At 65.6% G+C, this 23,939-nt stretch carries 22 protein-coding genes and 1 pseudogene; 6 read left to right on the top strand and 17 right to left on the bottom strand.

Going from position 1 to position 23,939, the window contains the following annotated elements; translation table 11 throughout:
• The first annotated feature begins 6 nt into the window (after window positions 1-6).
• The 4 genes from ACLP9N_RS04860 (at window position 7) to ACLP9N_RS04845 (ending at window position 3,312) form a co-directional block, all read left to right on the top strand.
• Window positions 7-1,095 (top strand): DUF1214 domain-containing protein, encoded by a 1,089-nt coding sequence (locus ACLP9N_RS04860; RefSeq protein ID WP_442406327.1) that lies wholly within the window; start codon window positions 7-9, stop codon window positions 1,093-1,095.
• On the top strand, window positions 1,092-2,264 hold the full coding sequence (locus tag ACLP9N_RS04855; protein ID WP_442406326.1) for a sulfotransferase family protein: 1,173 nt from the start codon (window positions 1,092-1,094) through the stop codon (window positions 2,262-2,264). Before ACLP9N_RS04860 ends, ACLP9N_RS04855 begins: the two co-directional genes overlap by 4 nt.
• Before the next feature lie 64 nt (window positions 2,265-2,328).
• Window positions 2,329-2,700 (top strand): hypothetical protein, encoded by a 372-nt coding sequence (locus tag ACLP9N_RS04850; protein WP_442406325.1) that lies wholly within the window; start codon window positions 2,329-2,331, stop codon window positions 2,698-2,700.
• A 39-nt stretch (window positions 2,701-2,739) separates the two neighbouring features.
• Complete coding sequence (locus ACLP9N_RS04845) at window positions 2,740-3,312, top strand: TetR/AcrR family transcriptional regulator (protein WP_442406324.1); 573 nt, start codon at window positions 2,740-2,742, stop codon at window positions 3,310-3,312.
• 5 nt (window positions 3,313-3,317) lie between these two features.
• Here the strand turns inward: ACLP9N_RS04845 and ACLP9N_RS04840 are convergent, their stop codons facing one another.
• The 9 genes from ACLP9N_RS04840 to ACLP9N_RS04800 all read right to left on the bottom strand — a co-directional run bounded on the left by ACLP9N_RS04840 (window position 3,318) and on the right by ACLP9N_RS04800 (window position 11,774).
• Window positions 3,318-4,499: an acyl-CoA dehydrogenase gene (locus ACLP9N_RS04840; protein WP_442406323.1), complete on the bottom strand. Its 1,182-nt coding sequence runs from the start codon at window positions 4,497-4,499 to the stop codon at window positions 3,318-3,320.
• Window positions 4,500-4,605: 106 nt separating this feature from the next.
• On the bottom strand, window positions 4,606-4,770 hold the full coding sequence (locus ACLP9N_RS04835; RefSeq protein WP_442406322.1) for a hypothetical protein: 165 nt from the start codon (window positions 4,768-4,770) through the stop codon (window positions 4,606-4,608).
• Between the two features lie 255 nt (window positions 4,771-5,025).
• Window positions 5,026-5,688, bottom strand: a complete 663-nt coding sequence (locus ACLP9N_RS04830; protein WP_442406321.1) for a PadR family transcriptional regulator — start codon at window positions 5,686-5,688, stop codon at window positions 5,026-5,028.
• Window positions 5,685-6,101, bottom strand: coding sequence for a Zn-ribbon domain-containing OB-fold protein (locus ACLP9N_RS04825; protein ID WP_442406320.1), 417 nt, complete (start codon window positions 6,099-6,101; stop codon window positions 5,685-5,687). The genes ACLP9N_RS04830 and ACLP9N_RS04825 overlap by 4 nt, the downstream gene beginning before the upstream one ends.
• On the bottom strand, window positions 6,098-7,264 hold the full coding sequence (locus ACLP9N_RS04820) for a thiolase family protein (RefSeq protein WP_442406319.1): 1,167 nt from the start codon (window positions 7,262-7,264) through the stop codon (window positions 6,098-6,100). The genes ACLP9N_RS04825 and ACLP9N_RS04820 overlap by 4 nt, the downstream gene beginning before the upstream one ends.
• Before the next feature lie 12 nt (window positions 7,265-7,276).
• Complete coding sequence (locus ACLP9N_RS04815; protein WP_442406380.1) at window positions 7,277-7,615, bottom strand: hypothetical protein; 339 nt, start codon at window positions 7,613-7,615, stop codon at window positions 7,277-7,279.
• A gap of 13 nt (window positions 7,616-7,628) precedes the next feature.
• Window positions 7,629-9,971, bottom strand: a complete 2,343-nt coding sequence (locus tag ACLP9N_RS04810; protein ID WP_442406318.1) for a CoA transferase — start codon at window positions 9,969-9,971, stop codon at window positions 7,629-7,631.
• Between the two features lie 2 nt (window positions 9,972-9,973).
• Window positions 9,974-11,326, bottom strand: coding sequence for an amidohydrolase family protein (locus ACLP9N_RS04805; RefSeq protein ID WP_442406317.1), 1,353 nt, complete (start codon window positions 11,324-11,326; stop codon window positions 9,974-9,976).
• Between the two features lie 166 nt (window positions 11,327-11,492).
• Complete coding sequence (locus ACLP9N_RS04800) at window positions 11,493-11,774, bottom strand: hypothetical protein (protein WP_442406388.1); 282 nt, start codon at window positions 11,772-11,774, stop codon at window positions 11,493-11,495.
• Between ACLP9N_RS04800 and ACLP9N_RS04795 the strand changes: the two are divergent.
• Window positions 11,677-12,376 (top strand): annotated as a pseudogene (locus ACLP9N_RS04795) (hypothetical protein). The gene ACLP9N_RS04800 and the pseudogene ACLP9N_RS04795 overlap by 98 nt on opposite strands.
• On the opposite strand, the gene ACLP9N_RS04790 reads toward ACLP9N_RS04795, so the two are convergent.
• The gene (locus ACLP9N_RS04790) at window positions 12,377-13,765 is read right to left on the bottom strand and encodes an FAD-binding oxidoreductase (protein WP_442406316.1); all 1,389 of its coding nucleotides are present in this window, start codon (window positions 13,763-13,765) and stop codon (window positions 12,377-12,379) included.
• Between the two features lie 157 nt (window positions 13,766-13,922).
• Here ACLP9N_RS04790 and ACLP9N_RS04785 point away from each other — a divergent pair, with 157 nt between their 5' ends.
• Window positions 13,923-16,823, top strand: a complete 2,901-nt coding sequence (locus tag ACLP9N_RS04785) for a helix-turn-helix transcriptional regulator (protein ID WP_442406315.1) — start codon at window positions 13,923-13,925, stop codon at window positions 16,821-16,823.
• Between the two features lie 6 nt (window positions 16,824-16,829).
• Here the strand turns inward: ACLP9N_RS04785 and ACLP9N_RS04780 are convergent, their stop codons facing one another.
• From ACLP9N_RS04780 to ACLP9N_RS04750, 7 genes are all read right to left on the bottom strand, one after another.
• Window positions 16,830-17,099 carry a DUF4242 domain-containing protein gene (locus ACLP9N_RS04780; protein WP_442406314.1) on the bottom strand — a complete coding sequence of 90 codons (270 nt, stop codon included), beginning with the start codon at window positions 17,097-17,099 and terminating at the stop codon, window positions 16,830-16,832.
• Window positions 17,100-17,720: 621 nt separating this feature from the next.
• Window positions 17,721-18,305, bottom strand: a complete 585-nt coding sequence (locus tag ACLP9N_RS04775) for a cytochrome b (RefSeq protein ID WP_442406313.1) — start codon at window positions 18,303-18,305, stop codon at window positions 17,721-17,723.
• Window positions 18,302-19,474, bottom strand: a complete 1,173-nt coding sequence (locus tag ACLP9N_RS04770; protein WP_442406312.1) for a catalase family peroxidase — start codon at window positions 19,472-19,474, stop codon at window positions 18,302-18,304. Before ACLP9N_RS04770 ends, ACLP9N_RS04775 begins: the two co-directional genes overlap by 4 nt.
• Window positions 19,475-19,613: 139 nt before the next feature.
• The gene (locus ACLP9N_RS04765; protein WP_442406311.1) at window positions 19,614-20,606 is read right to left on the bottom strand and encodes an ABC transporter ATP-binding protein; all 993 of its coding nucleotides are present in this window, start codon (window positions 20,604-20,606) and stop codon (window positions 19,614-19,616) included.
• Between the two features lie 3 nt (window positions 20,607-20,609).
• On the bottom strand, window positions 20,610-21,659 hold the full coding sequence (locus tag ACLP9N_RS04760; protein WP_442406310.1) for an ABC transporter permease: 1,050 nt from the start codon (window positions 21,657-21,659) through the stop codon (window positions 20,610-20,612).
• A 71-nt stretch (window positions 21,660-21,730) separates the two neighbouring features.
• Window positions 21,731-22,828, bottom strand: coding sequence for a phosphotransferase family protein (locus ACLP9N_RS04755; protein ID WP_442406309.1), 1,098 nt, complete (start codon window positions 22,826-22,828; stop codon window positions 21,731-21,733).
• Window positions 22,803-23,939, bottom strand: a 1,137-nt coding sequence (locus tag ACLP9N_RS04750) for a hypothetical protein (protein ID WP_442406308.1), incomplete at its 5' end; no start/stop codon positions are given. The genes ACLP9N_RS04755 and ACLP9N_RS04750, both read right to left, overlap by 26 nt.

The following is a 23,939-nucleotide window of genomic DNA, read 5'->3' as shown; positions in this document are numbered from 1 at the left end:
GAGACTATGACTCAAGCTGAGGCCTCGCAGGCGCCGGCCGCGTGGCAGTTCTTCCAGCAGATGCTCGCCGACGTCACCAAGATCGTGACCGAAGACGCCGAATCGGAACGCGAGCTCCTCGAAGGGCTGCGCGTCATTGCCCGGGTGTCGTCACTGTGCTCGCAGATGTCCGTCGAATCCGACCTCGGCCGGCCGGTGTTCTTCGATATGTGCTCGGAGAACCGGATGATCGGCGGCCCCAATCCGGACGGCAACTACTTCCTGGCCATGATCCGCGGTGATCGGCGCTACCGCATCACCGGCACCCGCGGCACGACTGCCTACCTCGGATTTCAGATCCTCGCCGGCACCGGGCTGACTCCGCGCCGGATGTCCAATTACGTCAGCGACGTCGACCTGGAGCTCGCCGGCGATCAATTCGCGCTGGTGCTGTCGGCACAAGAACCCGACGAACCTGCCGACCTGCGCGGTGCTCAGTGGGTGCAGATCCCGGATGACGCGTCGTCGGTTGTCGTCCGGGAATACATCGGTGATCGCGCCGCCGAAGAGTTGGCCACCATGCGGATCGAGGCGCTCGACCCAGACCCGGTGGCGCCGCTGACCGACGACCAACTCGCCGAGCAGTTCACGGCGATGGCGTGGTCACTGATGAAGCTGACCACGCTGCACCGCACCATCAAGCCCGAGTTGCTCGACCGCCCCAACGCGCTGTTGACCGCCGAAGCTGCCGATCTGGGTGCGGCCGACACCACCCCGGACAACCTGTACATGATGGGCACCTTCCGCCTCGAGCCCGGCCAGACGCTCGTAATCGACATCGAGCCACCCGACACGCGGTACTGGAACGTCACGCTGGAAAACATCTGGCACGAATGCCTGGAGCCGCGCCGTCGCCACAGCTCGGTCACCAACCGGGGGGTGCGGCCGGACGCCGACGGGCGGGTGCGCATCGCAATCTCCGCGGAGGACTTCGGGTTCGGCCATTGGCTCGACACCGGTGGCCGGCATCGCGGCTTCGTGGTGCTGCGCTGGCTGGACAACCCGGATCCGCCCGACGTCACGGTGTCCGTGCGCCAGCGCGAGACACAAGCATGACGCTGCAGGAGCGCTTCACCCCGGAACGGCTCATCGCCACCGCCTGCGACGAGGCGGGCAGCGACGACTTCGGCGAGGACGGCTGGCAGGCCGGGCTACACCACCTCACCGACGGGCTGATCAACGAGGCGCGGCTCTCGGCCATCGGCGTCGAAATCGCCTACCTCGACATCATGCGCGCCCTGAAGAACCGGCTCGGCGTGATGGCGTGGCGCAAGCAGCACCCCGAGATCGCCACCAAGCCGATCACCCAGCCGATCGTCATCGTCGGCCAACCCCGCACCGGAACCACGATCCTCTACGACTTGCTGGCCCAAGATCCTGATCTGCGAGCACCGCTGACCTGGGAAGTCGACGAACCCTGCCCGGTCCCGCAGCCCGAGACCTATCACAACGACCCACGCATCGCGCAAGTGCAGGCCAGCATCGAAATGTCCGAGCAGATCGTTCCCGGTTTCCTGGCATTTCACCCGATGGGCGCTCTCGTCGGCCAGGAGTGCGTTCGCATCACCGCCAGCGAATTCACCAGCATGATCTTTTCGGTGCAGTACCGCCTGCCGAGCTACTATCGCTGGCTGCTGTATGAGGCCGACCACGCCGGCGCCTACCGCTTCCACCGAATCTTCCTGCAGCACCTGCAATCCGGCGTTCCGGGTCAGTGGCTGCTGAAATCGCCGGCGCACCTGTGGCAGCTGGACGCGCTGCTCGCCGAATACCCCGACGCCCTGATCGTGCAGACGCACCGCGACCCGCTCAACGTCATCTCCTCGATCGCCGCGCTGACCCACCACCTGCGACGGATGGCCAGCGATGAATCGAACATCGCCGAGTGTGCGGCCCAGTCCTATGAAGAGATCGTCGTCGGCCTCGAGCGCGGGATGGCGCTGCGCGACAGCGGCACGATTCCCGTCGGCCGCATCATCGACGTTCAGTTCGCGGATTTCATGAAGGATCCGTGGAGCACGATCAAGGACATCTATCAGAAGCTGGGCCGCGAGCTACAGCCCGACACCGCACAGAAGATGCGCGATTTCCTGGCCGCCCATCCTTCCGACGGCGGAGGCGGACGTTACACCTGGTCGGATACCGGACTGGACGCCGCCGAGGTGCGCGACCGGGTGCGCGCTTACCAGGACCGCTATGCGGTACCGACCGAGCAGTTGCGCTAACCGGCCACAAACGGACACCGATTGTCCTTCGAATAACGGCGTAAGCGAATTAGACTCCCCGCTTGTGACGACCGCGTCGAACCCCTGGGGCGACGAATGGGGAAAACTCTCGCGTCAGCCACAGATGCGAGACCAGTGTCTTGGCCGCAGGCAGGCGCGACGGCTGAGCCGGCGCTTCGCGCAAGTCGGCGTCGATACGGCGCCTCAGCGCCTTCAAGAGATGGTCGCGGGTGCGCCCGTCCCGGATGACGAAGTGACCGATGTCCATTTCGCTTTGATCGCGACCCAGATCAAGCGCGACGAGCGCACCGCGAAGTTCGAGCGCCTACAACGCCGAGGCACCCGATTCCTCATCTTTCTCGGGCTGGTTCTCGTGATGTTGAACTTCCTCTGCTGCATCGCCTACCTCCTGGTCAGCCTCACTCAACAGGCGTAAGAGGCTGCCGCCGCGCGGCGTGGCCGTAGTCTGCGGAGTATGGGACCGCTGCGTAAATCACAAGGCTCCCCGCTGTCGGTCAGTGATTGGTTGGAAGCCGGCTACGCACTGATCGCCGAGGAGGGCGTGCGTGCGCTGAAGATCGAGCGGCTGTGCCAACAAGTCGGCGCGACCCGCGGCAGTTTCTACTGGCATTTCGAGGACATCGGCAGGTACCGCGAAGCCCTCGTCGCATCGTGGAACTCCTTCCTCGAACAGGACCGGGATTCGCTGGCCAGACTCGACGAACTGCCTCCGCGCGAGCGGCTGTCGAAGATGATGGACCAGCTGGTCAGCCCCCAGCATTGGATGCTCGAGCGCGCGATGCGCGAATGGGCGCGGGTGGACCCGACGGCGGCCGCCAACGTCCGCGCCGCGGACCGGCGTGTGTTGCGCGCCGTGACCAAGGCATTCGAGGACCACGGGTGCAGTCAGAGCGAGGCCCGGTTTCGGGCCGAAGCGACGTTCGCCGCCGGTATCGGCTTGCTTCACCTGGCCGGCTCTGCCGCGCAGACCGGGTCGACGGCGCAACGGGAACGGTTCGTTGATCTGATGCTCGCCGAACCGAGGTGAGGAACTCAGATCATGGCGAGCGGTGAAATCCCGGCGCCGATCGACAGCGCGCCGGACAGCTCGCGGCTCAGGTCGTAGTCGAAGACGACGTGGCCAGCGGCGATGTCGACGTCGCGTTTGGCCCGCTGCAGCGGGTTGCTCAGAAACTGCGCGCTGGCCCCGGACGCTTCCAAAAGGTCCGCAATGATCGTCCGCGACTCGTGCACGGTGTGGGCCGCCGCGGCCCGCGCGTCCGCGCGCACCGCGCGGGGCACTCGGTCGCCGGCGGCGACGATCCGCTCGATGCCCGCCGCGGTGTCGGCGACGAGCGCGCTCACTGCGCGCAGTCGTACCCGTGCGTCGCCGAGGCGGATCTGCGCTGCCGGTTGGTCCTTTTGTGCCACGCCGCTGTAGGCCAGGACCCGCTCCTGCACCCGTTCCTGGTACAGCTCGACCACCTTTTCGGCCGCACCCAAGACCGGCATCGCGGCCGTCAGCGCCAGCGCCGGAACCATCGGCCAGCGGTACGTCGCGGCGTCATGGGCGATTGATCCCGGGGCGGTCCCACTGTAGATGTCGACGACGCTGACGACGCGGCGCAGCGGGACGAAAACGTCGGTGACGATGACGTCATGGGACCCGGTGCCGCGCATGCCTGCGGTGTGCCACACATCGGCGACCTCAGTCTCGTCCGCCGGCAACGCCACCAGCGCCGGATAGATGCTCTCGCCGCCGTCGATGACGGCGCCGACGATCACCCAGTCGGCGTCCATGATTCCGGTCGCCCACGACCACCGGCCGGTCAACCGGATGCCGCCGTCGACCCCGATGCCTCGGCCGGTGGGCGCCAGCGGCGCCGGGGCCAGGACCGGCCCCGAAGCGAACACCTCTTCCTGGGCCTCGATGTCGAACAGGGAGAGCATCCAGTTGTGCAGGGTGTAAAAGCCGAGCGTCCAGGCGCTGGAGGCGCATCCGTGGGCCATCCGGCGAACCGGGTCCAGCAGCTGGGAGAACTCGGCTTGGCGGCCGCCGAATCTTGCCGGAAGCAGCAACGTCGCCAGCCCGCAAGCCTTGAAGTCACTGATCGTGGCCGCGGGCAGTCTCCTCAACCGCTCGGCTTCATCGGCCCGCTGAGCCAACGCGGCGACGAACTCGGCATCAACATCTGCGACATCTGCTTGGGCCGACTCACCCCCGGACGAAGGCATGCCGGGACCTTAGCATACTTTTTAGTATGGCTGCTTGGCGCAGGGATCTGCGTCCCATTGAATTCAGGGCTGTGTTTGTCGGGAATTACGGCGAGTGAGAACGGCGTCAGCAAATACGATCGCGCGACGGGAATTCAAGCACAGTATCGCTGCGGCACACGCGGAGTTCGCGCACAAACGCGCCCTTGGCGCCGTTAGCGCCCTTGGCGTCGCCGCGTTCTCCCAGGACAGCACTGTGCAGCCGGGATTGAAACGACGGATGGCGGCGCATGGCGTCCATGCGTTCTTGTGCACGCCGCTCGGCAGCGGCCCAAGCCGGATGCGATTGGAGGCAAATCACTGACGCGTTAGGTGCACTAGCCATGCTCGTGAATACCTCTCAAAGAAAAGCCTTAAACCCCCTCAGCTACACCTCGTTGTGCGCTGCGCCGACCGGGCGGCGACCTACTTCCTCAGAGTAGAGGATGCACGGCAAAGCTGAGCAATGTGCTTAAAACATCCAAAAAGTTGCTGAGAGTCGCGAACCCTATTTCGATGAGGCGCCATTCGTGGGCATGCGGCGGCGCATCTGTCCCTTCGACCGTCGCACCCGCTTGGCCGGATCCCGGGTGGTGCCGTGGGCGATCTCGTCGCGCAGCTGTGCAATGTTCGAGAGCTCTGCGTACAGCCCGCGGATCGAATAGTCCAGGACGGCGAAGGAGAAACGCTGGTCAGGATCGTCGATGATGCCGAGCTCACGCGACCGCTGCCGTGACCACAGTGCTTCGTCCAGCCGAGCCCGGGTGGCCTCAAGATGCCGGTCCAAGGTGTCGACGACGTGTTCTGGATCCTCGCCGCGGGCCAGCCAGGTCCGCAGGATGACGGGGTGCTTGATGACGACCTGGTCCTGACCGGGGAAGTGTTGCACCCACCGGCGCAGGGCGTCGCGCCCGGCATCCGTCGTCTCGTACAGGGTGATGGCGCGCTTGCCGGATTGGGCACCGATCTCGCCGACCATGCCCCTCGCCAACAGTCTGTTCAGTTCGCGGCGCACGTGACTGACCGACGGAGACCAGTAGAAGTGGCCGACCGACAGTTCGGCGCGCGTCTTGATCTCACCGGCGGTGAGTTGCTCGTCGTTTGCTGCCAGCACACCCAGGACGAGGTAGGCAGTTACCGGCAGGCCGCTGCTGGCGCGAAGCGGGCTCACAGCCGTGCGGTGAAGTACGGCAGGGTGACGTCCGTGCTGACGGCATGGAACTGGACCTGCACGGGCATGCCGACTGCCAGATCCTCGGGCGCCACGCCCACGATGTTGGTCAGCATCTGATAACCCTCGTCCAGGGTGACGATCGCCGGCGCATAGGGAGGTTCGAATTCCGCCGTCACCGGCCGATGGACCACCGTCCAGCTGTATATCTCGCCGACGCCGCTGCTTTTGCGCCAATCCAACTCGGCCGACAGGCATTGGCGGCAGTGCTCGGTCGGCGGGAAATTCGATAGGCCGCACGTCGCACAACGTTGATAGCGCAACTCGCCCGATCGGCATCCCTGCCAGAACGGAACGCTGACTTGACTGCTGGCATGGGGCACGGGGCCGGTCTGAGGTCGCAACGTGGTCATCGCGGTTCGTCTCCCAGAATGAGCAATGTGGTGAATAGCGCTCCCGCTCCGCCGTTGCTGCACAACGCAATATGTGCGTCCGACACCTGGAGGGCGCCTGCCTGACCGCGCAATTGCTGAACGGCTCGAATGGCGCGTTGCATCATTTGCGCATTGGTACCCGCGTGGCTGAAGGACATGGTTCCTCCGTCTGTGGTGACCGGATGGCTGCCGCCGATGGCGATGTGTCCGTCGGCGACGAATGGTCCGCCTTCGCCCTCGCCGCAGAATCCAAACGCCTCCAGCTGCCGAATGATCTCGAACGAGAACGGATCGTAGAGTTCCAGCACGTCCACCTCGTCACGCCGAAGTCGCGCATGAGTGAACGCGAGGTCGGCGGCGCGGGCGCCGACCACACCGTTCACGTGATCGCCGCGCCGGCCGGCCAGGTCCCACGCCGGTGGGTGCTGATACGACGGGCCGTGAAAGTCCGCGCCGCTGCCCAATACGTAGATCGGTTGGCTGGCCTTCTCGACCTTGGCGTCGATCTTGGCAAGGTTCGCTACCACCAACGCGCATCCGCCCTCCGAGGTGGTCGCGCAATCCAGTAGATGAAACGGCTCAGCGATGGGCCGTGACGCGGTGATGTCTTCCGGGGTGAACGGTCCGCGTTGGTAGTAAACGGCTTCGGGGTTTTGCGACCCGTTGTTGCGGATGGTGGCAGCGACGACGGAAAGTTGTCCGCGCGTCGTGCCGTAGACGTGCATGTGACGCCGAGCGATGAGCGCGAACTCGGCGGTGGTGAACATTCCCCAGGGCGCGACGAATTCGTTCTCGGGACGGGTCCATGGCGCGGTGGCCTCGTGATCGCGGTATTCACCGGCTTGCGCGGCCACGAGCACCACCACATCGGCCATGCCGTGCTCGATGGCGGTGGCCGCCTCGGTGATCATGCCAAGCCCGAAGCCCAGCCCTTGCCAGGCCGGGCCGATGCGCAGGTCGTAGATCAGCGTCGTGGACAGTGGGCCCGCGCTGATGCCGTCCACGTCGTCGAGACTCAAACCAGCATCGGCGAGCGCGCCATGAATTGCCTTGAGCGCCAAGCCACGCGAGGTTTCACCGTCAAGTCGGCGGCCCTGCCGGGTGTTGTGCACCCCGACGATAGCGGCAGTGGGTTTCGTCACCCTGACTCCGTTCTAGTTTTCATCGGCGACCACCCCGAGGTAGGTGCCCACGACGTCGTATGGCCGTCCATCGCGAACGATGCGGCCGATCGTTTTGGTCCGCGGCTCGGTGAGCGCCCCCGGATCGACCCCAGGATCGACGATGTCGATTCGCACGTCCACGGGCCGCGCGGTTTGCGGGTCGGTGATCTCGACGACCATCGCCACCGCATGTTCGCGCTCATCCCACTCGACACCGGTGATCCGGTGTCGCGCAGTCAGTTCCATCACCAGCGAGTCCTGACGCACCAGAAAACGGACCGGCGCGCAGAGTTCGCCGGGGCGCGGGGGCACACACAGCGTGACGGCCACGGCCCGTGCCATTTCAGAGCCCCGCCGGACGCGCACTGGTGACCCCCGCTTCGCGCAGCCGCGCCAGGTCCTGCTCGCTGCGCCCCAACACTCCCATCAGCAACTCGCCGGTGTGCTGCCCGTACAGCGGCGGCACGCGGCGCAGCCAGCGCCTCGGCGTCCCGACGAACTCAAACGGCATCCCGGTGCACAGGAATGAACCGACGACCGGGTGGTCGACCGTCTCCCAGAAGCCCCGCGCGAGTAGGTGCGGGTCGCTCAACAGCTCCGCGGCTCCCGTCACCGGTGCCGCGGCCGCGCCGCAGGCGCGCAGCGCCCCAACGGCTTCGGTCACGGTGCGCCTGCTGGTCCAGTCCGACAGCTGTTTGTCGATGTCGTCGGCGCGCTCCCGCCACGCGGCCTCATCGAGTGCCAGGTCGGGTTGGCCGATCAGCCCCGCCAGCGCAGCGCGGGCGGTGTCGTCCAAAGCGGCGAGCGCGACCCACTCGTCATCGTCACGGCAGCGGTACACGCCCTGGGGGCTTGCGCCGGGTCCCCGGTTTCCCTGCCGCCGCATCTCGATTCCGTTGCGCGAGTACTCCACCAGCATTTCGGCGGCGACATTGAGCGCCGACTCCACCATCGTCGATTCGACGTGCATGCCGGCCCCGTCCCGGTCGCGAATCACCAGGGCCGCGATGGCGGCGAACACGGCGTGCAGACCCGCGATCGGGTCGCACACGCCCCGCGGAATCACCGGGGGTCCGTCGGCATGTCCGGTCATCCACGCCATGCCCGTCGCCTGTTCCATCGTCTGGGCGAAGCCGACGCGGTCGCGCCACGGGCCGTCGAGACCGAAGGCCGGCATCCGGATCATGATGGCCCGCGGGTTGGCGGCGGTCACGGCGTCCCAGTCCATGCCGAAGTTCTCCATGACCCGCGGCGAGAAGTTCTCGATGACGAGGTCGGTTGCGGCGATGAGCTCCAGAGCGATGGCGCGTCCGGTGTCGGTGCTGAGCTCGACGCTGACGCTGCGCTTGTTGTTGTTGCTGCACAGGAATACCGGGCCCCACTCCCACCACTGATCCCAGGTGGGTGGACGGCCCGCGGAGAACCTCATCCCGTCGGGCCGTCGCACGCCCTCGAGTTTGATCACGTCGGCGCCGAGGGATCCGAGCAGTTGGGTCGCGACGGGCCCGGCCCAGAAGGCGGTGAGGTCCGTTATCCGTATGTCGGCCAACGGAAGCGCCTCGGCAAGGGTTGGCCGCCGGTGCCGACGGGGCCAGTGGACGCGGCCGTTGTCGGCGCCCAGCTGCGGCGGCCCGGCTCCGGGTGTCCTCGTCGCGATCGCGTCGCTGCGATAGGGCACCCGCGGCGCAACCACGCCCGGCTGCGATTCGACGAACACGCCCCGCTGCACGAAGTGGTCGACGGTCGGCAGCGTCGCCGGGGTGGCTATGGGGGCCACCGGAATCCGGAACGCCACCGCGAGATCGACGATCTCCTGTGTGGTGCGGGCCAGCGTCCATTCGGTGACCATGGCGACGAACTCGTCGCGGCGCTCGATCCGGCCGGCGAACGACGCCAGCTCGGCATCCTCGACCAGGTCGGCGCGATCGATCATCACCAGGAAATCCTGGAACTGCTGTGCGGTGATGGTGCAGAAGCCGACGAGCCCGTCGGCGGTGGGGACGATCGATGGTAGCTCCAGACTACGTTGCTGGATAAGGGAATCCGCGCCCAGCACGCTGGCGGACATGGCGGGCAGGCCGCCCATTGCGATCACCATCGCCTCGTAGATCGAGACGTCGACGATCTCGCCGCGGCCGCCCCGGGCGGCGTGCCTGGCGGTGGCGGCGGCGACCGCGGCGGCGTACGTGCCGGCCAGCCATTCGCCGAGCCGGCCGCCCGCCTGGACCGGTTCGTCGTCCGGCCAGCCCCGGCCGGCGGTCGAACCGCACAATGCCTGCAGGATGAATTCGTTTGCGGCGACGCGGTCTTCGACGTAGGGGCCTGTCAGCCCGAACGACGTCACCGCCACGACCACCGCCGACGGGCCAGTGTGCGCCGTGATGTCCGCCAGCGTCCAACCGTCGGTCAGGTCGGTGAGCACGACGTCGGCCCCGGCCAGTAGCGCTGTGATCTCCGCCTTTTCGTGATAGGTCACCGACCTCTTGCCCGCCGCCAGATAGCCGAACAGGGCCCCGGCCGGTCCGCCCGCGCTCCATTTCCTTGCCGAATCACCTTGGAGTGACTCGATTTTCACCACATCGGCGCCCGCATCGGTGAACATCTTGGCGCAGTAGGACACCGCGATGCCGTTCGAAAACTCGAGCACCCGCCAGTCGGCGAACGGTGCCTGGGCGTGGCGCGCCACGCTCAGTTGCCCAGCGTGGTGGCGCGGTCGGCGATTCCGGTGGCCTCAACCGTGGCCGGTGTCGCCGCCGCCTGCGCCTGCAGGGCGAACTGCGTCATCCGGATCCACGCGTCGCGGTCACGCTGGCTGGCTTGGCGGCCGACGTGGGTGACCACGTCGACGTCGGTGGCCTGGGCGCGCAGGTGGCCGGCGCGGGCGTGCTCCTTCGGGATGTATCGGAACGGATCGAAAGAGTAGGCGGCCATGGCGTTTTCGTGGGTGATCTTGTTGATGACCGCGTCGTCGAGGTGGCCCATGGTCTCGATGATGTCCTCCGGCGCGAACGGCCAGTTGCTGTCGGAATGCGGGAAGTCGGACTCCCAGCACAGCATGTCCTCGTTGAACCAATCCATGTTGTGCACGCCGACCTTGTCGCTGATGAAGCAGGTGTAGAAGTGTCGCTTGAACACGTCAGCGGGTCCGCTGTAGCCCGGTGGGAACGTCGCGAGCGTCCAGCCCGAGTGCCGGTTGTAGACGTGCTCGGCGCGCCAGAGGAAGTACGGTATCCAGCCGACATCACCCTCGGTGAGGGAGAACTTCAGTTGCGGGAAGTCGGCCCAGAACTCGGCCCAGATCAGCTCGGTGAAGGTGAACATGCTCATCATCGACGACGCCGTCATCTGCACGCTGGGTGGGGCATCCGTCGACACCTGCGGAGATCGCGACGCGGAGCCGACATGCGTGCACAGCACCGTCTTGTTTTCGCACACGGCCTCGAACAGCGGATACCAGTACTGGGTGTGAATGCTGGGCATTTGCAACGCTTCCGGGTTCTCGGAGAACGTCACCGCGTGACAGCCCTTGTCCGCCAGGCGTTTGACTTCCTTGGCGGCTTCGTTCACGTCATAGAGGGGCAGGATCCCGCACGGAATGAACCGGCCCGGATACGCCGCGCACCACTCGTCGACGTGCCAGTCGTTATAGGCCTTGATCATCACCAGGTTGACGTCGCGGTCGGGGCCCTGGTTGAGGACTTGGCCCGAGAAGCCGGTGAAATTGGGAAAGTTCAAACCCGCCAGCTGCCCGCCGGCGTTCATGTCGCGGACCCGCTCGTCGACGTTGAAGCAACCCGGGCGCATCTCGTCGTAGCGTGAGGCATCGATGTTGTACATCTCGCGGGGCTTGCCCGCGACGGCGTTCAGGCCCATGTTCCGTCCGCGGACCTCGCCGTAGTACCACTGCTGGATGCCGTCGGGTTCCAGGACCACCCGAGGGGCGAGGTCCTTGTACTTCGCGGGGACGTGCGCGTCGAACATGTCCGCGGGCTCGGCGATGTGATCGTCTACGCTGATCAGGATCAGATCGTCCTTGTGCATGCCGCGCTCCTGGGAAAGTTTTGTGCTGACTATTAGATAATGGTTTCTGTCACACAGTCAACGGCACTTAAGCAACGACTAGCGGTAGGTTACCGACAATTATCAGGCCTTTGGCGCCGCGCGCCTCACGTGGAGCCGATACTTCCTCGCCACCAAATATCGACTATTAGTCCGGAATTCTTGGCCGCGGCTCGAAGATGGCGGCGCGTATGCCTACGCACCCAAGACAGGTAGAACTACGCACGCGGCGGCGGTCGCCGATCAGCGACGCTCGGTGGGTGAAACCGCAGATCGCCTTTCCCAGCACCGCCGAACTGGCCGATCGCACCCCTGCCGACCGTGACCGAGCCATCGACGTCATCCGGATCATCTCCTTGATCGGCGTGGTGGTCGGCCACACGGTGATGGCCATCAGCGTGATCCGCAACCACGTGCTGATCTGGGACAACCTGCTGATCACCTCGCCGGTGTTTCAGGCTCTGGCTTTTCCAGATCATGCCCGTGTTCTTCTTCGCCGGTGTCGCCGCGTGCGAGGCGTCGTGGCGGCCCGGCACCAACTGGGGCGGCTGGCTGCTGAAGCGCTGCAGCCTGGCGATCGCCCGATGGGCGCAGCGGCCGCGGGTCTGGTGGTTGACCGCGATCGGCAACTCCGGAGCGATGACCCTGTACCTCTGGCACATGCCCGTACTGCTGGGCGTGCACCTGCTCTTCGACGGCCTCGGCCATCCCCGCTACCCCGGTCAGCCGCATTTCCTCTTGATCAGCGTCATGCAGCTGCTCATCGTGGTCGCCGTGGTGGCCGTGCTCTTCCTCACGCTGCGCCCGCTGGAGAACAACCCGCTTTCCGGCTGGGACGGCGCGCCCGCGATCAACTCGGTCTGGCGGGGCGCGGCGGTCGGGACACTGCTGTGTGTGGCGGGGGTGGCGACCCTGGCCGCGATCAGGTGGGGCCTCAAAGACGACGGACTCATCTGCGTCGCCACCATGATGGCCGCACTCGTCGGCGCTCGGGTGCTGGCCGAAACGCGGCACCCAGGGGACCCGAGGTGATCAGGCCCCGTCCGATCCCGCCGGCAGGATGTTCTGATTAATGCGGAACACGTTGCTCGGATCGTATTGCGCCTTGACCTCGCTGAGCCGCTGGTAGTTGGGACCGTAGGTGGCGCGGACTCGGTCTTGGCCCTCGTCCATCATGAAGTTGACGTAGGCGCCACCTGCCGAGTACGGGTGGGTGGCATCCCAGTAGTCCACCGCCCAGCGCTTAATCAATTCCGCGTTCGCCGGGTCGGGATCGACACCCGCGATGACCTGTGAGAAGTTGACGTCCCGGTAGGCCCAAGCTGTGTCAGTTTGGCCGACCCGATGGACCGCGCCGTCGATCGGGTAGAGGTGCATCGTGGAATGCATCGTCGGCAGTTCCTCGGTGAAGCGGGCATGCGCTTCAACCGCACCGTCGGGCACCGTCCGGACGAAGTCCCCACGCCAATACCACTGCAGCCCTTTCGGATACAGGCCATCGAACGTGGATTGCAGCGCGGGATAGGGGGCCGCAACAAGGCCTTCGAAGGCCGGCTCCATCTGCCGGACCGGCGCGAACGCCTCGTCGGCCCGTGCGGGATCACCCGTGTAGCACCAGACCACCGCGCACGCCTTGTGCAGGTGGAACGCCTCGGGGAACGACGCCATCGGCGGGACGGTCATGCTTGCGAAGAACCCGTAAAGATCCTCGTCTTGAGCCGGGAGGAAGTCCCGGTACCAGCTAAGGATGTCGGCGGTGGCCGAAGCAGGCCACGCCGTGGGACCGCAGATCACGGTGTGCACCGGATGCAGCCGGAACGTGAACGAGGTGACTACGCCGAAGTTTCCCCCGCCGCCGCGCAGCGCCCAGAACAGGTCGGGGTGCTCGGATTCGGACGCCGTCACCACGCGACCGTCGGTCAGTACGACTTCGGCCTCCAATAGGTTGTCGATGGTCAGGCCGTACTTGCGGGTCAGGTAGCCGTGGCCACCGCCGAGGGTGAGGCCGCCGACGCCGGTGGTGGAGATGATGCCGGCCGGGGTCGCCAGACCGCGCGCGTGGGTCGCGCCGTCCACCTGTGCCCATGTCGCGCCGCCTTGGACTCGGGCGGTGCGCCGGTCGGGGTCGACGTCGATGCGGTTCATCGGCGACAGGTCGATGACGAGGCCGCCCTCGACGGTGCCGAAACCGGGTCCGTTGTGACCGCCCCCGCGGACGGCGATCGCGAGATTCGATGTCCGCGCGAATTCCAGAGCGCGCGCGATGTCGGTGGCGGATCCGCAGCGCGCGATCACCGCTGGGCGCTTGTCGATCATGGCGTTATGGACCGCCCGAGCCTCGTCGTATCGCGGGTCGTTGGGCAGGATTACCTCCGCGCCCAATCGGGTGCGCAGTTTGTCGGTTGCGGTTGTGAGGCTCATGTCGCACCTCTTCTTTCGCTTTGGCAGGTGATGATGCCGTGACGCTACGAGTCGAGGAGGTGGTACGTCATGACCACAACGAGGCATTTTCGAGGCTCCGCACGATAGTCAAATCTGACTATCGACCGGCCAGCGGCTGCACGGTTACGTTGACATCATGGCGCTGTGGGTGCCACCACCGCTACCAGCTGAGCTGACTGCTCGTCGCCGCGGCCCGCTCGTGGGTCGCGCCGCGGAACTCGCGGCGTTTGAGCAGGCCTGGGAGCGGGTCGAGGGCGGCAATCGCCAGGCGGTGTTCATTGGCGGCGAACCCGGGGCGGGCAAGACGCGCCTGGCCGCCGAGGTCGCCGCAACGCTGGCCGACCACGGCGTCGCGGTGCTCGTCGGCAGCTCGACGGCCGATGCGGACGTTCCGTACGCACCGTTCGCCGAGGCGCTGGATCGTCTGCTGATGGCGGGTCCACCGGGTTCGATGGCGGACCCACTAGCCAACGGTGCACCGCAACTGCGGCGGCTGACGACCCAGGTGGATCGGCATCTGCCCGCTCCCGTCCCCGCGCAGGACGTCGGTACAGCCCGGCAGGCGCTTTTCGACGCGGTGACCGGCTTCCTGCGGCGTCTGGCCATCGATCGCCCGATCGCGTTGATTCTCGACGACCTGCATTGGGCTCAGCTGCCCACCCTCGCGATGCTCGAACACGCGCTGATCGGCTGCGCCGATGTCCGCATGCTGGTGGTGGCCACGTTCCGCACCACCCCGCCGGACCGCTCCGACGAGCTCTCCACCCGGCTGGCCGAATTGCACCGGTTCGACGGCGTCCGGCGCCTGGATCTCGCGGGCCTGGACACCGAGGCGATCGCTGAGTTCGTCAGTCGAACCCAGCAGCTGGCTCCTGCGTCGGCGCGCACGGCCGCTGCCTTGCTGCGTGACAAGACCGGCGGCAATCCGTTCTTCTTGACCGAACTGGTCAATGACCTGGAAATGCGGGGCGGGCTAGCCACGTTGAGTGTGCAACAGACCGTCCCGGCATCGATCGGAGATGCCATTGCCCGCCGCCTTGGTGGACTGGGTGCCGGCGTCCGAGGGGTCATTGAGCAGGCAGCGGTGCTGGGTCAAACGTTTGATCTGCCCGCGCTTATCGCGACCCGCGAGACCGATCTCACCGCGACGCTGGCAGCCATCGATTCCGCCGAAGCCGTCGGGCTGGTCCGGGCGGTTCAGGATTCCGATGGCGAGTTCGCGTTCGTCCACGCGCTCACCCGCGAGGCCGTCATCAGCGGGATGGCGGCGTCCCGGCTGCGGATCATGCACGCGCGGGCCGCCGAAGCGCTCGAGGGCCGCGCGGACCCATCGGTTGTTCCCCGCCTGGCGAACCACTACCTGCGGGCGCACGTGCTGGGCTATCACGAGCAGGCGCTGCGATACGCGCGTCAGGCGGCTCGGATGGCCGAACAGAGCCTGGCCTATGAGGACGCGGCGAAATGGTTTGAGCGGGCAGCGTCGCTTCCCGCGCTGAACCGCGCGGATCGGGCAAGGCTGGAGCTCGATTCGGCCACGAACCATGTGCGGGCCGGTGATTTCGCCCAGGCGCGGGCCATCTACGAACGCATCAGCGCGATGGACGACCCGCTCATCCGGCTGGAGGCGGCCGTCGGCTACGAGGATGCGAATTGGCGTCGCGGGCAGGCCGACTCGAAGGCGGCCGACCTGCTGGCGTCGGCGCTGGAATCCTGCGGGTTGAATACCGATGACCCACGCTATGTGCAGGCTCTCGGCAGTTTCGGGCGAGCGTTGGCTTTCGCCGGCGAGGCAGGGCGTGCTCGCGAAATCGGCCACAGTGCCATCGACCGCGCGCGGGTCGCCGACGATCCGGCGCTGATGCTACACACTCTGAAGACAAGCCTGTGGCACGGTCTCACCCCGGAGATGTGCGAAATCCAATTGGAGCGTTCAGCCGAGGCCTCGCGAATCGCGGTATCGCGCCGCGACTACGATGCTTTGGGGGCGGCCTCGCATTTCCGCGCCATGGTCAGCTATCTGGCCGGCCGGCCCGACGGCTTGGCCGCGTCGGCCACCGACATGCGGCGAGCGGCCCAAGCCGGCGGACAACCCGTGTTCGGCTTTGTCGGCGCGTGCGTCGAGCAAGCGCTGGCCTATCTGCGCGGCGACTTCGCCGGCGCCGAACGGTGGGCCGGCATCGCATTGCGCACGGGTCATTCATTCGGCGCGGACGACATCGAGGGCTCGCACGGGGTCCAGATGTTCATGACCCACCGTGAAACCGGACACCTAAAGAGATTCGCCGGGTTCGTCGACGGCAGCGAGACATTCGCCGGACGGTGGGTGCCCGGCCTGCTTGCGCTGTATACCGAGCTAAGTTGCGAACGTGGCATGAACCGCGCGCTCAATCAGCTGCTCAATCGCAATCTCGGCGATCGCACAGACGAGGCGCAATGGTCGATGGAGCTGGTCTTCATGATCGAGGCGGCGTTAGAGCTGGGCAACCGCGAAGCGGTCCAAACGCTGCGCCCGTTCGTTACGCGGTACGCCGGCAAAAACCTGGTGGCCGGCCAGTTCGTGGCGCTGTTCGGCAGTGCCGACCGATACCTGGCCCGGATGGCGGCACTCGGCGGTGACAGCGCTGCGGCCGAGGGTCATTTCAGCGCGGCGCTTGAGATGGACCGTCGGATGGGCTCGGTCGTTCATGTCACGGAGACGCTGGCGCGGCAAGCGCTGTTTGCGGCGTCACGCGGTCGCTCCGAGGATGCCCGGCGACTGGCCGACGAGGTCCGCGCCATCGCCGCGCCGATCGGCCAGACGAGGGTCATCGAACTCGTGGATTGGTTGCTAGAAACCGGTCCGGACGGTCTGACGGACCGGGAGGTCGAAGTGCTGCGGCTGCTGGCCGAGGGGCTGAGTAATCGCGCGATCGGCGAACGCCTTTACATCAGCACCAACACGGCGGCCAATCATGTGCGCAGCATCCTGATCAAGACCGGCGCCACGAACCGCACCCAGGCGGCGATGTATGCCGCCGATCACGAGCTGCTCGGGTGAGGGCTGTCAGATGTCGGACAACGTGCCGTCGGGCATGACGCGTTGGTTTACCTCGACGACGACATCGGCGGGAAGACCGGCACGTGCGGCCGCGGTTCTGATTGCCTCTGGCGACGGTGCCTCGTAAAGGCAGTACGTCTTTCGTTTGTCCGCCGACAGAAACGAGTAGAGCCAGCGAACGCCCTCCTGGGCGTTGATCCGATTGATTCCGTCGGCGGTATCGAGGCTGGTTTCCAGTTCCTCGGCGAAGGCACGCTCGACCATGAATATCGGCACCGTGGGCTCCTGTTCGTTGTCTCAGGTTCAAATCTACGTCGCGCGGACCGGTCGAGACCCATCAGTGCGCCGATGCTGCCGACCACGACCGTAGCGGACGCAACAATGCGTTCTTCTTGTAGTAATGCTCTGCCATTCGCCGCGGATAGCCAGCCCGCCCAGGAATACTCCGCATCTGACAATCTGGTCAGTAGGCCGTCGACCTTCTCGAGCAAACGGACGAGTCGCCGGGTGCTGTCGGCCTCAACTCGTGCCCGTCTGCTCTGCCGGATGCTGCTCAACTGGCTGACGATGCGCTCACTGGGCACGACAACTCCTCGTTTCGTTGTTTCGTGGCCACACAGCATTAACGTCCGTGTAACGACACTTGACCGAATTGTCAAGGCAGACATTAATTTAACGACCATTACCGTGCCATGGCAGAGGCATTGGTCCCAAATTCCGCGATGGACTCAGTCGATGTTGGGCGGGTCTAGTCGACACACGCGCCAGTCAGACCTCGGGCAACGGTTCCCACTCCCGCCACATCAATAGGCTGAGCATCCGCTCCGCGGAGTAGGCGTTGCACCGCTCGTGTCGGTTGAGGTAACGAGCGCGACGCGTCGGCGCTAGCGACGCTGATCAGACCCGGGCGTCGTCCTGTTTCGGGGATGCGGGTTTGGTCGGCCACACTGCCATGCGATCGATGAGCCGATCTCGGAGCACGAGCGTGTGAAAGAGAACCGCGCACATATGGGCGGTGAACGTCAGGAAAAGCAGGAACGCGAAAACATTGTGACACTCTCGCAGCACCGCATAGACATCGATGTTGTGCGGTGCGATGCCGGGCAGATGAAATGGCCCCACCATGGTGATCGGGAACCTCGCGGCCGACAGCATGGCCCACCCGATCAGGGGCTGGGCAAGCAGCAAGGTGTAAAGCAAGTATTCCGACCACGACGCGATGCGGCGTTCTAACGGGCCCATGGTGGCCAAAAACGGCGGCAGCTTGTGGGTGAGCCGATTCACCAGGCGCACCACTGCGAAGATCAGGATCAGAATCCCGAGCGGCCGGTGGATGGCCAGCAGCAGCGGGTAATAGCTCAGGGAAGCGACCATGGTGACGCCGATCAACAGTTGCGCAATCACCATCGGTGCCATCAACCAGTGCAGAATTCGGGACGGGAGGGCGAAACGTGCTGAGGCCACGGTGGTTTCGTCCTTCATGACAGCACCTGGCCCACGTTGACCTCGCTGGGCGTCTTGGGTTCGGTGGCGCGGCGGGTGAAGGAGCGCGCGTAAACGGCGGATCTAGCCGCGGGCAGGGGGTCATCGGACGCGGTGATGCCGTCCGGCAGCACTAGCGGGTCGAAGTTGATATCGCGCGCGTTGCCGGCCTCCTCCGTCTGCACCGCGGAGATGGCGATGGTGCCGGCTTCGATGGAACGTCTCGACTGCGGCCACGGTTTGGTGGCGTCGTCGGTCGGATCACCCGGCTCACCGATCGTGATGACCAGCCGCCAACTCAATGGTCGCTGTGCCACCACGCGGATGAGGTCATCGAACAGGTAGTCCTTGCCGGGCGCTGAAGACGGAGCCCCCGGGGCCGGTGTGGCTGCCGGGGCTTCTCGCGGAAGGGCGGACCAGCGCACCGGAACGCTCGCGCCCGCGCTGTTGGTGAAGTAAAAAGCATTCAGCCCGTGAAACGCGCTGTCCGCGAACCCCGCGCTGGGCGGTGAATGCTTGATGATTTTCATTGCCGCGGCGGTCTCAGGGTGGCGGTCGAGGAATGCGGCCATCTTCTGTGGTTCGGGCTTGCCCGTGTCGGGCAGGGGTTTGGACGCGAGCAAACGCTCGTAAAACCCTTGTGGCGTGCTGTCGGTGAAAACGGGGATGTTGAGCATCGCCGTGCGCCACTGCTGGCCGTTCGCCTGCAGCAGCAGGCCCAGACCTCGGACGGTGTCGGGTTTGTCGGGCTGATCGGGCAGACCGCCGCCGAGTGAAAACCGACCGATCAGCGGAACGCTTCCCGGCTGGAAGACCGCCGCCCGGCAGATGGCCGCGGCCGCCCCGGTGCTCACGAAAGTTCCTGTGGCGCTGAGACCTTTGGCATGATTTCGGCGAAACCCGTCATGGCGGCCGTAGATGTGTTCGAAGCGATCGGCGAACCGCGACGGTGTCAGCGTGTCGGGCCTCAGCCAGCCGCCCGCGTAAGCAAACCCACCGACATCCACCGCAGCGATACCGGCCACGGCGCCCATCCCCAGCAATGCGCCACGCCGGGTCAGCGCGCTGCGCCAGGAGGCTTCAGTGGGCTTCGTTTCTATGGGCTTATCGGATTCGTGGTCCTGCTCGTCGCTATGACCACTGTGACCATCGTGGTCGCCAGGCTCCATGCCGACCATCCTTCCGTCCTTTGCCGAGCCGCGCCACGGGGCGCGCTCCGTTGCAGCGGCCAACGTGCCCAACCCGGATTACGACGCGACTCAGAATTTCGTTCACCCAGCGGTGCACAGAGCGCACCCACATGCCGGATCACTCGGTGGCAAGCTTGCGATGCTCGATCAGGTCGCGCACGCCCCCCGCGCCAAGACGTTCGCGGAATACCGGCGCCGTGTAGCCGATGACGGTCGCGTCCGTGCGGGCGCGCGCGGTCGCCGCGCGCGGCATGTGAAACAGCACGCCGATTTCGCCGAAGTAGTCCCCGGGCCCGGCGACCTTGATCAATTCCTCACCGCCGTCTGCCAATTCGTGCACCAGCTCGAACTCGCCTTTGGACACCACATAGATCAGTTCGCCCATCGTGGACTGCTCGAACAGCACCTCGCCGGCCTTCACCTCCACTGTTTCCGGCAGCTTGTTCGTCTCGGTGAAATCGGGTGTCAGCTCGACGACACGGTCGGCCATCGGCAGCATCCGGGCGTCGTGGGTGGCGACCACCACCACACGATCCCCGTCGGCCAGTTCGCGGATCAGCCGCAACACCTCCTCCACCTGGATGAAGTCGAGGTGCGCGGTGGGCTCGTCGGCGAGGATAAGCGGCGGATCCAGCGCGATCGCGCGAGCGACAGCGACGCGTTGCTGCTGCCCGCCGCTCAGGTCGCCCGGGCGGTGTTTCATTCGGTCTTCAAGGTTCACCCGCGTCAGTAATTCCTCGGCACGTTTGCGCGCGGCTCGGCGCGACATTCCCGCCTCGCGCATGGGAACCATGACGTTCTCTACCGCGGTAAGGCTGGGCACCAGGTTGAACGCCTGGAAGACGATGCCCACCTTATCGCGCCGATAATTCGCCAGCGCGGCGCCGTCGAGAGTCGTGATGTCGACGTCATCGAACTTGATTGCCCCGGACTTGGGCCGCAGGATGCCGCCGAGGCAGGACAGCAGCGTCGTCTTCCCGCAGCCGCTGGGCCCGAGCAGGATCACCAACGACCCCGCTGCCACATCGAGGTTCAACCCGTTGATCGGCCGCAACGCGTATCCGCCGCTGTAGTACTCGACAACGAGGTTCTGAATGCTGAGATCGCCCATCGCTTAGGGACCTCCGAACGCGAGCGCTGGATCCACGGCCACCACCCGCCTGAGTCCGGCGAGGCTGGCCAACAGGCCGATCGCGATCGCAACCACCGGTAACAGCAAATAGGCACCGGTGGGCACCGCGACGATCATCGGAAACAGCGGTGCCAACAGCTGCGCAAGGATGACGCCCACCACCGCTGCGAGCAGCGCGACGATCAGCGCCTGCAACGCCAGCCCCGCCATGATCGAGCGCGACCGCGTGCCAATCGCCTTGAACACCGCAAAGTCGCGCACCCGCTCAAGCGCGGAGAGGTAGACCACCGATCCGACGATCAGCGCCGCCACCACCCACAGCAAGACGGCCACGATCGAGATCGACGTCACCGCGACCTTCAACGGCCGCACTAAATCCTTGACAGCGCCCGCGCGATCGTAGGTCTGGTAGCCGTCCGGGAGCTGTCGGGGCTTGCCGACGACCCCGATCGACGTGACTATCCGCTGCCCGTTGTATGCCACTTGCTGCAGGCCCTGGGTCGTCAAAAAGATGTTGGGAATCTTCGCCAGCGCAGTCGAATTGGGCACGATGCCGACGATCCGCAATACATGAGCACCGACCTGCAGGGTGTCGCCGATATGCCGGCCCAGCGTGCTCGACGCCGCGACCTCGTCCGGCCTCGACGGTGCCCTGCCCTCCGAGACTTGCGGCATGCCGGGTCCGCGCTCGGGTGCGCCGAAGGCCGTGACGTTTCGCGTTGACGTGCCTTCCTTCATGATCGTCCCGACACAGGCCAGTGGGGCCGCGGCCACGACGCCGGGCGCAGCGGCAATCCTGGCCAGGTCGACGTCGGGGAAAGGTGTCGAACCCAGGAAGGGTCCGGCCGCGCCGTCTTTGACCACGAATGTGTCGACGCCCATGGAATCGACGGTGTTGCGGGCCTCGACCCCAAAGCCGTTCGCGAGCCCGGTCATCACGAGCGTCATCCCGAAGATCAGTGCGGTGCTGACGATAGCGATGATGAGGCGCCGCTTTCGCCATTGCATGTCGCGCAGGGCCGCGAAGAGCATTCACCGAACCTACCAACTGCCCGTCTTCCGGGGCAGAGTTTGCTGCGGTGGTCAGCAGGTTCAGCCGGCTGTCACGTGGCCTGCGCCAGGACTTGCTGGATGCGACTTTCGCGCGGGAGTACCGGTCCGTCGTCGAGCGGTTCGTCAATGCCCAATTCGATTAGCCCGACCTTGGTCATCAACGAGGTGCCGTAGGCGGCCAGCACGAGCTTTTGGTCGTCGCTGTGGCCGTCGTCGACCAGCATTGAGCCGATCAGGCAGATGACGGCCATCTTGTAGGCGTTGAACGCGCGGTACCAGGATCGGTTCTGGACTGTGATCCCGCTGATGGCCTCGTAATGCGCGAGCAGGGCATCGATGGTGAGAGCCGCAGGATGGCTGTTGATGCCGACGGGCTGAATCCAGAGCATTTCGAGCCAACCGATGTCGGTCAGCGGATCGCCGACGGTCGTCATCTCCCAGTCGAAGACCGCGCTGACCTCACCGTCGACGAAGGCGAAGTTCCCCGGTTTGGCGTCGCCGTGCACCAGGGTCAGCCTCGGGCAAGGCTCGGGTTTGCTCTCGCGCAGCGCCTGGTGCAGCCGCTCAAGGGCGGGCAGGGAATCGCGCCTAACACGGTTCATCTCTGCGGCCCAGTGGTCGAGCTCGCGGTCGAGGTGGTCGCTGCCGTCACCGAGTGCGTCCAGCCCGGTTTGTTTGAGGTCGACGGCGTGGATCGCTGCGATTTGTTCGACCAGGCTCTGGCACATCCGCACCACGGTCTGGTCGGCAAGGCCGGCGGGCGCCTCCATTTCGTAGACGTCACCGACGGCGCGCTGCATGACGAAGAACGGTTGTCCGAGAACCTCGCCGCTGTCCTCGAACCACAGCGCCCGCGGAACACGAACCGCGGTGTCCTCCAATGCGCGCAGGATGGTGAACTGGCGGGCAAGGTCGTAGGGTTCCAACAGCGCGGGCGGTTTGGGCCGCAACCGCACCACCACGTCCTGGCGGGTCTCTTCGCAGGTGTCTTTGCCACCACAGCGTGTCACGACGGTCAGCATCATCATCTCGGCGGAATGTCCGAAGTTCACCCGGTCCAGACCCTCGACCCGGACATCGTCGGCGTCAGGCAGTTGGGTGCGCAGCCAGCCGGTCAGGCGCTCAGTGATGTTGGCGTCCAGCGTCATTGCCGGCTCCTTCGCCCGCGTCGCTTTCCAAGGGCAGGCGCTCCACCGGGGTCTTGTCCTGCTTGAACGCCGACATGTCCATCGCCGCCCAGTTCGGGTAGCGGCGGTAGCCCTGCCCGCCCATGAGCAACTCGAAGATGCCCCAACCGGTTGCCAATCCCGATTCCGAGTCGAGCTTGAAACGCATCAGCTGATCGAGTGCCATCGATTTGCCCTCGGTCTCTTTGAGTTGCTCGGGATTGGCACTGTCCCAAAGGAAGTGGATGAAGTAGGCCCCGCCACCCAGGTCCTCGTACTGGCAGTGCGCCATCGGCAACCCGTAGTAGGCGTTGACGTCCTGGTGCGGGGCGTCGGCGGTGACGTGGTAGGTCTTGCCGTCTTCGTCGGTGAAGATCAGGGTTGCGCGGGCGGGTCGCTTGGTATCGCCGTCGAATTCGATGTCGTGTTCGATCTTGACGAATCGCTTCGACAAGGTCCCGTCTGTGTGCGTGATCCCACCGTCGACGTATTCGACTGTGCCGTCGTTGGATTCGATGATCCAAGCCTCGATGGCGCGGTGTTCGAAGCCGGCGTCGAGCCACAGCCAGAAGTCGATCTTGTCGGCGACGCGCACACCGAACGTGCGGTCTCGACCGCCGTGGAATCCGTCGACGCTGATGCGCGCACCCTCGATCTGCACCCAACCGCTCCACCGCCCGGGCTCCTTCATGTGATACATGTCGGCCAACATCTGGCCGTCCTTGTCTCGCACCTTCATGGGCAGTAGCTCCCACATCGGTGCGGTGGGTTCGTAGTAAAGCTCCCACTCGATTCCGGATCCATTGGGTTCGATGTCAAGTCGCCACTTTTTCAGCGGCTGGACGCAGGTCCATCGCATCGGCCCGGCGCGCAGGTCGCCACGGTCATCACCCGTCACCGGTCGGCCGGACAACAGATCCCAGTGCCGGCCGTCGGCGAGGCTGACCTTGACGTAGCCCAATCCGGTTCCGGTATTCGGGTTGTTGCCGTAGCCACTGGCCAACAGCATCGTGCCGTCCGGCGACGCGGCGAAGAAGTAGCAGCGATCCGACCACGTGGGATCGGGGTCGTGCACCTGGTCGAAAGTTGTTGG

The organism is Mycobacterium sp. (assembly GCF_052144515.1).
Taxonomy (GTDB): Bacteria; Actinomycetota; Actinomycetes; order Mycobacteriales; family Mycobacteriaceae; genus Mycobacterium.
Note: the sequence above shows the minus strand (reverse complement) of the source record. Positions and strands in the feature narration are given on the sequence as shown.

Bases quoted from the DNA above. Each gene is read 5' to 3' on its own strand.
- ACLP9N_RS04855 (WP_442406326.1), top strand. From the start codon at position 1,092: ATGACGCTGCAGGAGCGCTTCACCCCGGAACGGCTCATCGCCACCGCC.
- ACLP9N_RS04790 (WP_442406316.1), bottom strand. From the start codon at position 13,765: ATGAGCCTCACAACCGCAACCGACAAACTGCGCACCCGATTGGGCGCG.
- ACLP9N_RS04840 (WP_442406323.1), bottom strand. From the start codon at position 4,499: ATGCCTTCGTCCGGGGGTGAGTCGGCCCAAGCAGATGTCGCAGATGTT.
- ACLP9N_RS04825 (WP_442406320.1), bottom strand. From the start codon at position 6,101: ATGACCACGTTGCGACCTCAGACCGGCCCCGTGCCCCATGCCAGCAGT.
- ACLP9N_RS04860 (WP_442406327.1), top strand. From the start codon at position 7: ATGACTCAAGCTGAGGCCTCGCAGGCGCCGGCCGCGTGGCAGTTCTTC.
- ACLP9N_RS04775 (WP_442406313.1), bottom strand. From the start codon at position 18,305: ATGAAGGACGAAACCACCGTGGCCTCAGCACGTTTCGCCCTCCCGTCC.
- ACLP9N_RS04760 (WP_442406310.1), bottom strand. From the start codon at position 21,659: ATGCTCTTCGCGGCCCTGCGCGACATGCAATGGCGAAAGCGGCGCCTC.
- ACLP9N_RS04845 (WP_442406324.1), top strand. From the start codon at position 2,740: ATGGGACCGCTGCGTAAATCACAAGGCTCCCCGCTGTCGGTCAGTGAT.
- ACLP9N_RS04765 (WP_442406311.1), bottom strand. From the start codon at position 20,606: ATGGGCGATCTCAGCATTCAGAACCTCGTTGTCGAGTACTACAGCGGC.
- ACLP9N_RS04755 (WP_442406309.1), bottom strand. From the start codon at position 22,828: ATGACGCTGGACGCCAACATCACTGAGCGCCTGACCGGCTGGCTGCGC.
- ACLP9N_RS04770 (WP_442406312.1), bottom strand. From the start codon at position 19,474: ATGGAGCCTGGCGACCACGATGGTCACAGTGGTCATAGCGACGAGCAG.
- ACLP9N_RS04805 (WP_442406317.1), bottom strand. From the start codon at position 11,326: ATGCACAAGGACGATCTGATCCTGATCAGCGTAGACGATCACATCGCC.
- ACLP9N_RS04835 (WP_442406322.1), bottom strand. From the start codon at position 4,770: ATGCGCCGCCATCCGTCGTTTCAATCCCGGCTGCACAGTGCTGTCCTG.
- ACLP9N_RS04785 (WP_442406315.1), top strand. From the start codon at position 13,923: ATGGCGCTGTGGGTGCCACCACCGCTACCAGCTGAGCTGACTGCTCGT.